The sequence below is a fragment of the Sphingomonas epibiotica genome (assembly GCF_039615155.1).
GTDB lineage: Bacteria > Pseudomonadota > Alphaproteobacteria > Sphingomonadales > Sphingomonadaceae > Sphingomonas.
On the sequence record NZ_JBDGHY010000007.1, the window covers coordinates 23187 to 35770 of the forward strand.

The following is a 12584-nucleotide window of genomic DNA, read 5'->3' on the forward strand; positions in this document are numbered from 1 at the left end:
CGCGCGAAGCGCTGGCGTTTTTAGAATATAACCAACTTGAGCCGAACGCGCTCAACTACGCAACGACACTCGCTCATCTGTCCGGGGCGTACGGAAACTTATCCGGGGACGTGAATACGTCGATCGACAATGGCGAATTGAGCGATACCCGCTTCGCGGAGATCGGCCGTCGGCATGCTGCCGAAATCACCGATCGCGGCGAAGGTTCGCAAGCTGCGGAAGCGCCGACGGACGAGGCGTCGATCGCCGGGCGACTAGCCGCGACCGAGCGCAACGTCGCAGAATTGCGCGAACAGGTCGCCGCATTGCTTGCCACGGTCGAACGCGGTCGCGGCGGTGCAGTCGACGCCGAGCATGATGAACTGACCCATGCGCTCAACCAGACCGGCGCACGCCGCGTGCTCGATCAGATTGCCGCGCAGGATCAACGTTATGTGCTGGTGATGTTCGGCATCGACAAATTGGTCGGGATCAACCGGCAATATGGCAATTCGGTCGGCGACAATATTCTCAACGCCTTCGCGAGCAAATTGGCGAATAGCTTTCCCGAGCATGAAGCGATCCGCTGGTCGGGCAACGAGTTCATCGTCGCCGTGCCGGGGCAGACCCGGGCCGCGGTCCTCGCCCAGGCCGAAGAGGCGCTGCTGCTACTCGAACGTCGCAAGTTCAAGCTGCGCGGATCGGGCGAGGCGATCGGCAAGGTGACGGCGTCGGCGGCGATCGTGGCCGATCAGAATAACGATGTTCAATGGGTGATCGAGGAAGCACGCGCCAAGTTGCAGGGCGCGATGCTGTCCGGCGGTAACCGGGTGGCAGTGTAGCGTTGCTTGCGTGCCCGGCACGGCGATGGCGGAGGGGGGGCATCGCGCCACGTTTCCGCGCCGCGTTCCGACAGTCCCCCTCCCGGTGCCCGGGAGGATCGGGTTACGCCGCCTTGCGGAGTTCCAGCCGGCCCCAAATTTCGACCAGGGCGGCGGTCAGTTCCTGCATCATCGCCGTGTCGTGCGCGGGGCCGGGGGTGAAGCGCAGCCGTTCGGTGCCGCGCGGCACGGTCGGATAATTGATCGGCTGCACGTACACGCCATATTCGCGCAGCAATATGTCGCTGATCCGCTTCGCCTTTACCGGATCGCCGACCATCAGCGGCACGATATGGGTAGTCGTGTCCATCACCGGCAGCCCGGCATCGGCGAACAGCGTCTTAAGCGTCGCGGCGGCGGCCTGCTGCCCCTCGCGCTCGGCGGTCGACGCCTTCAGGTGGCGGACGCTGGCGAGCGCGCCGGCGACCAGCACGGGCGATAGGCTGGTGGTGAAGATGAAGCCCGGCGCATAGGAGCGGATCACGTCGATCACGGTGCGATCGGCGGCGATGTAACCGCCCATCACCCCGAACGCCTTACCCAGCGTCCCTTCGACGATGGTCAGGCGCGATGCCGCGTCGTCGCGTTCGGAAATGCCGCCGCCGCGCAGGCCGTACATGCCGACCGCATGGACTTCGTCGAGATAGGTCAGCGCGTTATATTTGTCGGCGAGGTCGCAGATCGCGTGGATCGGCGCAACGTCGCCATCCATCGAATAGACGCTTTCGAACGCGATCAGCTTCGGCACCGACGGGTCCTCGGCGGCCAGCAATTCCTCGAGATGGGCGAGGTCGTTGTGGCGGAACACCCGCTTTTCGCATCCCGAATGGCGGATGCCCGCGATCATCGACGCGTGGTTCAGTTCGTCCGAGAAGATGATGCAGCCCGGCAGGATACGGGCGATGGTCGACAGCGTCGCCTCGTTCGAAACATAACCGCTGGTGAAGAGCAGCGCCGCTTCCTTGTCGTGCAGGTCGGCGAGTTCGGTCTCGAGGTCGATGTGATAATGCGTGTTGCCGCCGATGTTGCGGGTGCCGCCGGAGCCTGCGCCCACATCGTGCAGCGCTTCCTCCATCGCCGCGATGACGGCGGGATGCTGGCCCATCGCCAGATAGTCGTTCGAGCACCACACGGTGATCGGCTTCGGCCCGTTATGCCCGGCGAAGCAGCGCGCATTGGGGAACTGCCCCTTGTTGCGCAGGATGTCGATGAAGACGCGGTAGCGCCCTTCCTCGTGCAGGCGGTCGATCGCCTGTGCGAAGACACGGTTGTAATCGACCGAGCGGGCCGGAACTGCGTCGATGCTCATGGGGCGGGGGTGTACCTGTTGAAAGGCTGCGTTTCCAGCGAATAAAAACGGTTACGGTGATCGACCGGCTTGGACATTTTGTCTCAGGTGGTCGGGGAGGAGGTTCAGGCGAAGGCGCGAAAGGATTTTGGTTCGCGCAAAGGCGCAAAGGACGCAAAGGGGTTGCACTTGTTGCCATCGATCGCGGAGCGATCCGTCGTCCGGCGTTCGAAATGCGAGGCAAGGTTTTGTTTACGCGAAACGATGGACCCCGGTCGTAACCCCTTTGCGTCCTTTGCGCCTTTGCGCGCAAATAACCTGCTTCGCTTTCGCGTGAACCTACAGCGCCTCGACCGATCCGAATCCCTGCGACTCCAGCCCCGCCGCGACCCTGCGTTCGCGTTCGCCCAGGCGGGTGAAGACCAGTCGCCCGGGGGAGGGGGCGTCAGGGAAGGGTTGTCCTGCGGTCAGCGCGGCGATGCGGCGGGCGATGCCGGGGCCGCCGTCGACGAAGGCGACCTGCGGCGCGACGGCGCGCATCGCGTCCTCCAGCAGCGGGAAGTGGGTGCAGGCGTTGACGATCACATCAATGCGCTCGCCCCCCGGCTGGTCGAACAGCCCGGCAAGTTCGGCGGCGACGGTCGCGGGTGGGGGCGGGGTGCCGGCCAGCGCATTCTCGGCCAGTTCGACCAGTGCCGCCGATCCGTGGCGCAGCACGGTGCAGTCCCCGGCGAAGCGCGCGGCGAGATCGTCGACATAGGGTTGGCGGACGGTCGCCTCGGTCCCCAGCACGCCGATCACCCGGCTGCGCGAGCGTTCCGCCGCGACCTTGATCGCCGGCACCGTGCCGACCACCGCCACGTCGAGCGCGGCGCGGACCACCGGCAGGGCGATGGTCGAGGCGGTGTTGCAGGCGATGACGACGAGGCGCGGGCGATAGCGTTCGACCAGCCGCCCGAGCAGCGCCGGCACGCGCGCCGCGATCTCCGCCTCGCTCTTGGTCCCATAGGGGAAGCCGGCCGAGTCGGCGGCATAGACGATCGGCGCGGTCGGCAGCAGCGCGCGAGTCGGCGCGACCACCGACAGGCCGCCGACGCCCGAATCGAAGAACAGGATCGGTTGCGTCGTCTGGCCCATGACGGGCATACTCCCTTTGGCGTAGCCGGCCGCGTTGCATGCCGCCGCCGAACCCCTTACCCTCCGCGCGACAGACGGCAAGTTCAGGGGGCTATCCTGCCGAGCGAAATACTCTGGATCCCGCCGGCGGCGGCGTTGCTGATCGGTTATGTGCTGGGATCGATTCCGTGGGGCATATTGCTCACCCGCATCGCCGGGGCGGGCGATTTGCGTACGATCGGATCGGGCAATATCGGCGCGACCAACGTGCTGCGCACCGGGCGCAAGGGGCTGGCGGCGGCGACATTGCTGCTCGACCTGTTGAAAGGGGCGGCGGCGGTGTGGATCGTCGCGGCGCTGTTTCCGGGCGAGGAACTGATCGCCGGGGCGGCGGCGTTCATCGGCCATTGCTACCCGGTCTGGCTGCGGTTTCGCGGGGGCAAGGGCGTGGCGACGATGATGGGCGTGGTCGTGGCGCTCAGCCCGTTCGCCGGGCTGGTCTATGCGATCGTGTGGCTGGGGCTGCTGGCGGGCCTGCGGATCTCGTCGGTGGCGGGCATGGCGGCGGCGGTCGCGGCGCCGCTGGCGGCGGCATGGGCCGGGCGGTTCGATCTGGTGCTGTTGTTCCTCGGCCTCGCGCTGATCGTGCTGTGGAAGCATCGCGAGAATATCGAACGGCTGGTCGCCGGGACCGAGCCGAGGATCGGTCGCAAGCGTGACTGATCCGCAGGCGGCGCGGTTCGCGGCGCTGCGGCTGATCCGGTCGAGCAATATAGGGCCGGTCACGTTTCGCGCGCTGATCGAACGCTATGGCGATGCGGTGGCGGCGATCGAGGCGTTGCCGGTGCTGGCGGCGCGGGGCGGGGGACGCGCGCCGGTGCTGGCCGACGAAGGCGCAGTGCGGCGCGAAATCGCGTGCGTACGGGCGTCGGGCGGGCGGTATCTGTTGCTCGGCGATCCCGACTATCCGGCGTTGTTGGCGGAACTGGACAGCGCGCCGCCCGCATTGATCGTACGCGGCGACCTGTCGTTGCTGACGCGCCCGGCGGTGGCGATGGTCGGGGCGCGCAATGCGTCGGCGGCGGCCTGTCGCTTCGCGCGCGGGCTGGCCGAGGAACTGGGCGCGGCGGGATATTGTGTGGTGTCGGGCCTTGCCCGCGGTATCGACACGGCGGTGCATCAGGGGGCGATCGGCCATGCGACGATCGGTGTCATCGCCAGCGGCATCGACGTGGTCTTTCCGCCCGAAAATGCCGCGTTGCAGGAGGAGGTGGCGACGCGCGGGCTGCTGGTGGCCGAACAGCCGCCGGGTACGCAGCCGCTCGCCCGCCATTTCCCGTCGCGCAACCGGATCATCGCCGGGCTGGCGCTGGGCACGGTGGTGGTCGAGGCGGCCCCGCGATCGGGATCGCTCATCACCGCGCGGCTGGCGGGCGAGGCGGGGCGCGAGGTGATGGCGGTGCCGGGATCGCCGCTCGATCCGCGTGCGCAGGGATGCAATCTGCTGATTCGCGACGGCGCGACGCTCGTACAGAATGCCGCCGACGTCGCCCAAATGCTGCGCCCGATCGATGCGCGGGCGGTGCGGGCGCCGGGCGGACGCTATGCCGCCGAACCTGTGGCCACCGATGCGAGCGATGGCGACCGGACGCGGCTCACCGGGTTGCTCGGGCCGGTGCCGGTGGCGGTCGACGAACTGGTGCGGCAATCGGGCTGCCCGACGACGGTGGTGCAGACGGTGCTGCTCGAACTGGAACTGGCAGGGTGGCTCGACCGGCATGCCGGCGGGCGGGTCAGTCTGGGGTAGCGCCTGCCATCAAACCGTAACGGCGCTACTTCACCGCACCCACCGACTTGACGCCACCCCCCGGCGCTCCCCACTCTCGTACGCGTACGCACAAGGACCGACCGCCACATCATGCAGCTTGTCATCGTCGAATCGCCCGCCAAGGCGAAGACCATCGAAAAATATCTGGGGTCCGACTACCGCGTCCTCGCTTCCTATGGCCATGTCCGCGACCTGCCGCCCAAGGACGGGTCGGTGAATCCCGATGAGGGCTTTGCCATGGATTGGGAAACCTATGCCGACAAGACGAAGCAGCTGAAGGCGATCACCGACCTCGCCAAGACCGCCGACCGCCTGATCCTCGCCACCGACCCCGATCGCGAGGGGGAAGCGATCAGCTGGCATGTGCAGGAGGTGCTGAAGAAGCGCCGCGCGCTGCCCAAGGAGGTCGAGCGGGTCACGTTCAACGCGATCACCAAGCCCGCGATCCTCGCGGCGATGAAGGCACCGCGCGACCTCGATACCGATCTGATCGATGCGTACCGGGCGCGGCGTGCGCTCGACTATCTGGTCGGGTTCACCCTGTCGCCGGTGCTGTGGCGCAAGCTGCCGGGCGCCAAGTCGGCGGGGCGCGTCCAGTCGGTGGCGCTGCGCCTGCTGGTCCAGCGCGAGCGCGAGATCGAGACGTTCGTCGCGCAGGAATATTGGTCGGTCGTCGCGAAGATGGAGGCCGATGGCACGCCGTTCGACGCGCGCCTCATCAAGTTGAAGGGCAAGAAGCTCGACAAGCTGTCGCTGGGCTATGCCGGGTCGGCCGAGGTCGCCAAGGCGGCAGTGGTCGATGGCCGCTTCACGGTCGTGAATGTCGAGACGAAGCCCGCGACGCGCAATCCGCCGCCGCCCTTCACCACCTCGACGCTGCAACAGGAAGCGGCGCGCAAGCTCGGTTTCTCGGCCAGCCACACGATGCGGGTGGCGCAGTCGCTCTACGAAGACGGCGCGATCACCTATATGCGGACCGATGGCGTGCAAATGGACGGATCGGCGATCGATGCCGCGCGCGGTGCCATCGCCAACCGCTATGACGGCAGCTACGTCCCCGACAAGCCGCGGCAATACCAGACCAAGGCCAAGAATGCGCAGGAAGCGCACGAGGCGATCCGGCCTACCGACTTTTCGAAAGACCGTGCAGGCAGCGGCGATCATGCGCGCCTGTACGACCTGATCTGGAAGCGGGCGCTGGCCAGCCAGATGGCTTCCGCGAGAATGGAGCGGACGGCGGTCGAACTGGAAGACCAGACCGGGCAGACGGGGCTGCGTGCCACCGGGCAAGTCGTGCTCTTTCCCGGCTATCTCGCGCTGTACGAAGAGGGGCGCGACGACGCGGCGGACGAGGATTCGCGCCGGCTGCCGCTGCTGCGTTCGGGGGATAGCCCGGCCAAGAAGGACGTCGTTTCCGAACAGCATTTCACCCAGCCGCCGCCGCGTTTCTCCGAAGCGTCGCTGGTCAAGCGGCTGGAGGAACTGGGGATCGGTCGCCCGTCGACCTATGCCTCGATCATTCAGGTGCTGAAGGATCGCGGGTATGTCCGCGTCGAGAAGAACCGGTTCTTCGCCGAGGAGACCGGGCGGTTGCTGACCGCATTCCTCGAACGCTTCTTCGAGAAATATGTCGGCTACGACTTCACCGCCGGCCTTGAGGAAGAGCTGGACGACGTGTCGGGCGGGCGGGCCGAATGGCAGGCGGTGCTCGAGGCGTTCTGGCGCGATTTCAAACCGCGCACGTCGGAGGTGATGGAGCAGCAGCCTAGCGCGATCACCGCCGAGCTGGACCAGTTTCTGGGCAGCTATCTGTTTCCCGAGAAGGCGGACGGGACCGACCCGCGGCTGTGTCCGAATTGCGGTGAAGGGCGCCTTGCGTTGCGTGGCGGCAAGTTCGGCGCGTTCATCGCCTGCTCCAACTATCCGGAGTGCAAATATACTCGCCGCTTCGCGCAGCCGGGTGGCGAGGATGGCGGCGATGCCAGGCCGGAAGGGCTGGGCAAGGATCCGGCAACGGGGCTGGAGGTCGAGCGGAAGTCGGGCCGCTTCGGGCCGTATATCCAGCTGGGCGAGGGCAAGGATGCCAAGCGCGCCTCGATCCCCAAGGATATTGGCGAACTGAACCTCGAATGGGCGCTGAAGCTGCTGAGCCTGCCGCGCACGATCGGCAATCATCCGGAAACGGGCGAACCGATCGAGGCCGCGATCGGTCGCTATGGCCCGTATCTCAAGCATGCCGGCAAATATGCGCGGTTGCAGTCGACGGCTGACGTGTTCGAAACCGGCATGAACGCGGCAGTGGTGAAGCTGGCCGAAGCGGCGGCGGGCGGCGGGCGTCCGGCACGGGGCGCTGCCAAGGAGCCGCTGAAGGTGCTCGGCGCGCATCCGCGGACCGAGGCCGAGATCAAGCTGATGGAAGGGCGCTATGGCCCCTACGTCACCGACGGCACGACCAACGCGACCATCCCGAAGTCGATCGAGCCGGCGGCGCTGACGCTGGAGGAAGCGGCGCAACTGATCGACGATCGCGCGGCGGCGGCGCCGGCCAAGGGCAAGAAGAAGCCCGCGGCGAAGAAGGCGGCACCGAAGAAAGCGGCGGCGAAGGATGCCAAGCCGGCGGCGAAGAAGCCTGCGGCCAAGAAGGCTGCGCCGAAAAAGGCGGCGGACTAAACCTTGGCCCGATAGTATCAGGACCGTTCGTGCTGCGTAGGGGCTGAGCGAAGTCGAAGACCCGTATCGCAGCAATTAGCCACCGACGGTCCTTCGATACGCCATTTCGACAAGCTCAATGGCTACTCAGGACGAACGGATACGCTTCCTCTACCGATCCGCCTGCGGCCGGCATGTCCGGCCACAGCGGGTCAGTGGGCGCGGGCCTCGGTCCGCAGGAAGGCGCGCGCGGCCTTTTGCGCGTCGGCGATCTGACGCGGCGTCATGTCGCAGGCGATCTCGGCGCGCCAGTGCTGCGCGTCCTCCAGCCCCGACATCGCGGCGAGGTTGAACCACTTATGCGCTTCGACCAGGTCGATGACCGTGCCGCCGGTGCCGCTGGAATAGCAGATACCGAGTTCGAACCACGCGGCGCCGGTATCGCGTTGCGCTTCTTCTGCCCGGCTTTCCTGGAGAAAGCGGGCGCCTTCCAAACCAATGCCCATATCCACAATCCCTGTTGGTACGGGCAGAGAAATGGGGCACTGGCCCTTGCAATTTAGTTAATGCGAAGAACCACTTAGGTTACGTACGTTAAGGTACGCAGCCCTTAACCATCTAAGTCCCGGAAAGTGCGTCGAGCGTCGGGCGGATGCCGGACAGATCATACCCCGCCGCCTGACCTGCCGCGACCAGTTCGGCCGAGTCGCGACCACCCTTCGCACTGGCGAGTGCCCACAGGTTGCACGACCGCGTGCCCGAGCGGCAATAAGCGAGGATGGGGCCATCGGCCTCGGCGAGCACATGGGCCATCGCGTCGAGCTGTGGGTGGCTGAACCCGGCATGGGTGATCGGGATGGCGTGATAGGCCAGGCCGGCGGCCGCTGCGGCTTCGGCAATTTGGTCGCCGCCCGGCTGGCCGGCTTCCTCGCCATCGGGGCGGTTGTTGACGATGGTGGTGAAGCCCTGTGCCTTCAGCGTCGCGACATCGTCGGCGGTGATCTGCGGGCTGACCGAGATGCGGTCGTCGATACGGCGAATTTGCATGGGGGGAGGATAGCGAGCCTCGGTGGGCCAGGCAAATCCTCCCGGTACGGGGAGGGGGGACCAGCGAAGCTGGTGGAGGGGGGCGTCCGCATACGCAGCCGTTCCGTTCGCCGCGCTCCCCCTCCACCAGCTTCGCTGGTCCCCCTCCCCGCAGTGCGGTGAGGATTTAGTGTTGTTTGATTACCGCGAGGAACGCGTCGCCATAGGCTTGCAGTTTCTTTTCGCCGACGCCGGTGATCCGGCGCATGCCGCCGATCGTCTGCGGGCGGTCGGTGGCCATGTCGCGCAGCACGGAGTCGTGGAAGATGACATAGGGCGGTACGCCCGCCTCCTGCGCTAGTTCGCGGCGTTTGGCGCGCAGTGCCTCGAACAGCGGATCGCCGGTCGGGTTGGGCGTCGTGCCGCTGCCGCGCCGCCGCCGCTCGCGCTTGGGCGGGACGATCAGCGACAGCGTGTCGCCGCCCTTCAGCAACCCGCGCGCGGCAGGGCCGAATTCCAGCCCGCCATGGTCGTTGGCGCGGAGCGCATCGCGCAGTTGCAGTGCGCGGCCGACGGGTTTGAGCAACGCGATCTCGTCGCCATCGACGATGTTCCACACCGACAGGTTTTCGTGGCCGTTCGTCAGGCTGCGCTCGGTCGACTGGCCGGTCAGCACCTGTTCGATATAGGTCGCGCCGAACATCATGCCGGTGCGGAATACCGCCGACAGATATTTCTGCGCGACCTGTGTCGCGTCGACCGCGTTGGGCGGGGTCAGGCAATTGTCGCAATTGCCGCAGAACTCGGGTGGCGACTCGCCGAAATGGCGCAGCAGCATCGCGCGGCGGCAGCCGGCGGTCTCGACCAGCGCGCCGAGCGCGTTCAGCCGCTGTCGCTCGCCGGGTTGGCGGGCGGGTTCGACCTCGCCGATCCGCTGGCGTGCGCGGGCGAAATCGTCGGCACCCCAGAACAGGTGCGCGACCGCCGGATCGCCGTCGCGGCCGGCGCGGCCGGTTTCCTGATAATAGGCCTCGATCGATTTCGGCAGCCCGGCATGGGCGACGAAGCGGACGTCGGGCTTGTCGATGCCCATGCCGAAGGCGATGGTCGCGACCATCACCATGTCCTCGGACGCGACGAAGTCGTGCTGGTTGCGCTGGCGCACGGCAGGGTCGAGGCCGGCATGATAGACGCGGGTCGGCCGCCCCGTCTTCGCCAGTGCCTCGGCCAGTCGCTCGGTCCCGGCGCGCGACTGGACATAGACGATGCCGGGGCCGGGGGTGGCGGCGATCACGTCGGCGATCTGGCGCGTCCCCTGATCGCGCGGGGTGATGTGGTAGCGGATGTTGGGCCGGTCGAAGCCCGCGACGATCAGCCCGTCGTGCGGGATGCCGAGCTGTTCGAGGATGTCGGCACGGGTATGCGCGTCGGCAGTGGCGGTCAGCGCCAAGCGCGGCACTTCGGGAAACTGGTCGAACAGCGGACGCAGCAGGCGGTAATCGGGGCGGAAATCATGGCCCCATTCGCTGACGCAGTGCGCCTCGTCGATCGCGAACAGCGCGAGGTTGCCGCGGGAGAGCAATTCGCGGAAATCGCTGCCCGAGGCGCGTTCGGGCGCGACATAGAGCAGGTCGAGTTCGCCATCGAGGAACCGGCCGCGCGTCTCGGCGCGATTGTCGTCGGCGCTGGTCAGCGTGGCGGCCCGGATGCCGACCGCAGTGGCGGCGCGCAACTGGTCGTGCATCAGCGCGATCAAAGGCGAGACGACGACGCAGGTGCCGTTCAGCATCGTCGCGGGCAGCTGATAGGTCAGCGACTTGCCGGCACCGGTCGGCATCACCGCAAGCGTGCGTTCCCCGGCGAGCACGCGATCGACCACCTGCCGCTGGACACCGCGGAAGTCGGGAAAGCCGAAGGTCGATTGCAATACGGGGATCGGGTCGAGCGCCATTGCCCTCCACCTAGGGATGCGGGGTGGCAGCGTCGAGGGCTAAGGCAGGCGGACGGCGCGCCAGTTGTCCCCCGTTATCGCCGCTTCGCCGACGGTGCCGGTGTAGGCGCGGCCGGCGGCGGTGAAGCGGATCGCGCTGCCGCGCAGCGTGCCGGTGATTGCGGCAGCACCCAGCGTGCCGGTCACGTCCTGAAACCGCTGGTCGAAATGCAACGCGACTTCGCGCCCGTCGGCTAGGGTGGCGCGCCAGTCGCCACCGGCGACGGCGGGGACGATCCACAGATACACCCGGCGATCGGCGACCAGTCGCTCTTCGTCGGCGCGCCATTCGCCCATGTCGAAGGCGTGGGTGACGATGCGCGTGCCGGGGCGCAGTTCGGTGAGCAGGCGTGGGCGCAGCGCGAGATTGATCCGCGGCAACAGATACATCGTCACGACGCTGGCGTCGCGCAGCGGCACGTCGAACAAATTGGCGCGAGTGAAGCGGGCGCGGTCGGCGACCTCGTACAGCGCGGCGTTGCGCCGGGCACGCTCGACCAGCGTCGCGTCGATCTCGACCCCGCTGGCGTGCGCGCCGAGGCGGGCAGCGGCGATAGCTATGCGGCCGTCGCCAGAGCCGAGGTCGATCAGCGTGTCGTTCGCGCCGACCCCAGCCATCGCCAGCATCGCGTCGACGACCGGTTCGGGGGTCGGGACATAGGGAACGTCGTAATCGGGTTCGCGCGCGGCGATGCCCTGTCCACGCAGGATATCGCCCATGCCGTCGCCGTAAGCGGTGGTGCAACCGCCGAGCAGCAGTACCGCCGGCAGCAGCGCCCTCACGCGGTCGCCGCCGTCCGCAGCCAGGCGGCGGTTTCGGCCGGGTGGGTAACGGGAATCATGTGACCGCCGGCAATCTTGGTCAGCGTGGCGCCCGGGATCATGGCGGCGGTGCGGTCGCCCTGTTGCTGCGGGTCGAGCAGATGGTCGTCGCGGCCGTACAAGATCGCGACGGGCAGGGCGATCGACCCGTAGCGCGTGGCCATGCCGGATACCGCGCGGTTGGCGTCGTCGATCTCGAACGCGCCCGCCTGATAGCTGGACGGGCGCAGCGCGACGAGGCCGCCGCCGCGGGTGCCGAAGTCCATCGGCACCGCATCGGGGGCGAAGACATGTTTCGCGACGACGGGACCGGTCAGGGTGGTGAGCGGGACGCCGTACGTCCACGCGGCCAGCCCGCGTACCGGGGCGGGCGGCGCCTTGCCGCGGAAGATCGGCGGGATATGGTCCATCGGCTGGGTCAGCGGCGCGATCAGCGCGAGGCCACGAACCTTGCCCGGATGGTCGAGCGCCAGCGCGAGCGCGACCGCGCCGCCCATCGAATGGCCGACCAGAAACGGGCGGTCGAGCCCCAGCGCGTCGATCAGGTCGGCGACCATGCGCGCCTGTTCCTCGATCGGCGGCTGGGTGCCATCGACGCTGCTATGCCCCCAGCCGGGCCGGTCGACGAGGATCAGCCGGTGATCGGCGAGTTCGGCGGTTAGCGCATAGGAGAAGTTGCGAAGCTGTCCGTACAGGCCGTGCAGCATCACCATCACCGACCCGTCGCCGCCGGTGTCGACGTAATGCAGCCGCCCGCCGGGCACATCGACGAAATCTCCGTCGGCCGGCACCATCGCTTCCGAGGCGCTGGCGGCGAGCGCCGTCCAGAGCGCGAGGCCGCCGCCGACCAGCGCCGTGGTCGTTACCGCCTTTTTCAGCCTGTCGTTCACCGGTCGCTCTCCCGCTTCTCCCTGGCCGATACGCTTGGGCGCGGTGGAGTGTCCATCGGATACGGTTTTGGGGTTCAAGCCGAAACCGTTCGTGCTGAGTAGGGGCTGAGCGAAG

At 67.5% G+C, this 12584-nt stretch carries 11 protein-coding genes; 4 read left to right on the plus strand and 7 right to left on the minus strand.

Annotation, left to right across the window (positions count from 1 at the left end):
* The first annotated feature begins 110 nt into the window (after nucleotides 1-110).
* A complete protein-coding gene (locus tag AAIO73_RS14370; RefSeq protein ID WP_345878894.1) occupies nucleotides 111-821 on the plus strand; it encodes a GGDEF domain-containing protein in 711 nt (236 codons plus the stop codon).
* Nucleotides 822-924: 103 nt separating this feature from the next.
* On the opposite strand, the gene hemA is transcribed toward AAIO73_RS14370, so the two are convergent.
* Both hemA and murI read right to left on the minus strand, forming a co-directional pair.
* Nucleotides 925-2169: a 5-aminolevulinate synthase gene (hemA, locus tag AAIO73_RS14375; protein ID WP_345878895.1), complete on the minus strand. Its 1245-nt coding sequence runs from the start codon at nucleotides 2167-2169 to the stop codon at nucleotides 925-927.
* Nucleotides 2170-2487: 318 nt separating this feature from the next.
* The gene (murI, locus tag AAIO73_RS14380) at nucleotides 2488-3285 is read right to left on the minus strand and encodes a glutamate racemase (RefSeq protein ID WP_345878896.1); all 798 of its coding nucleotides are present in this window, start codon (nucleotides 3283-3285) and stop codon (nucleotides 2488-2490) included.
* Between the two features lie 96 nt (nucleotides 3286-3381).
* On the opposite strand from murI, the gene plsY reads away from it, so the two are divergent.
* The 3 genes from plsY to topA all read left to right on the plus strand — a co-directional run bounded on the left by plsY (nucleotide 3382) and on the right by topA (nucleotide 7762).
* Nucleotides 3382-3987: a glycerol-3-phosphate 1-O-acyltransferase PlsY gene (gene plsY / locus AAIO73_RS14385; protein WP_526023815.1), complete on the plus strand. Its 606-nt coding sequence runs from the start codon at nucleotides 3382-3384 to the stop codon at nucleotides 3985-3987.
* Entirely contained in the window at nucleotides 3980-5071 is a 1092-nt protein-coding gene (dprA, locus tag AAIO73_RS14390; protein WP_345878898.1) for a DNA-processing protein DprA, read from the plus strand. The genes plsY and dprA overlap by 8 nt, the downstream gene beginning before the upstream one ends.
* Nucleotides 5072-5182: 111 nt before the next feature.
* Nucleotides 5183-7762: a type I DNA topoisomerase gene (topA, locus tag AAIO73_RS14395; protein ID WP_345878899.1), complete on the plus strand. Its 2580-nt coding sequence runs from the start codon at nucleotides 5183-5185 to the stop codon at nucleotides 7760-7762.
* Nucleotides 7763-7953: 191 nt separating this feature from the next.
* On the opposite strand, the gene AAIO73_RS14400 is transcribed toward topA, so the two are convergent.
* The 5 genes from AAIO73_RS14400 to AAIO73_RS14420 form a co-directional block, all read right to left on the minus strand.
* Entirely contained in the window at nucleotides 7954-8247 is a 294-nt protein-coding gene (locus tag AAIO73_RS14400; RefSeq protein ID WP_345879147.1) for an SEL1-like repeat protein, read from the minus strand.
* A gap of 112 nt (nucleotides 8248-8359) precedes the next feature.
* Nucleotides 8360-8788 (minus strand): protein tyrosine phosphatase family protein, encoded by a 429-nt coding sequence (locus tag AAIO73_RS14405; RefSeq protein WP_345878900.1) that lies wholly within the window; start codon nucleotides 8786-8788, stop codon nucleotides 8360-8362.
* A gap of 166 nt (nucleotides 8789-8954) precedes the next feature.
* Nucleotides 8955-10718, minus strand: a complete 1764-nt coding sequence (gene recQ, locus AAIO73_RS14410) for a DNA helicase RecQ (protein ID WP_345878901.1) — start codon at nucleotides 10716-10718, stop codon at nucleotides 8955-8957.
* A 39-nt stretch (nucleotides 10719-10757) separates the two neighbouring features.
* Nucleotides 10758-11540 (minus strand): class I SAM-dependent methyltransferase, encoded by a 783-nt coding sequence (locus AAIO73_RS14415; RefSeq protein WP_345878902.1) that lies wholly within the window; start codon nucleotides 11538-11540, stop codon nucleotides 10758-10760.
* Nucleotides 11537-12469: an alpha/beta fold hydrolase gene (locus tag AAIO73_RS14420; RefSeq protein ID WP_345878903.1), complete on the minus strand. Its 933-nt coding sequence runs from the start codon at nucleotides 12467-12469 to the stop codon at nucleotides 11537-11539. Before AAIO73_RS14420 ends, AAIO73_RS14415 begins: the two co-directional genes overlap by 4 nt.
* Nucleotides 12470-12584: the final 115 nt, after the last annotated feature.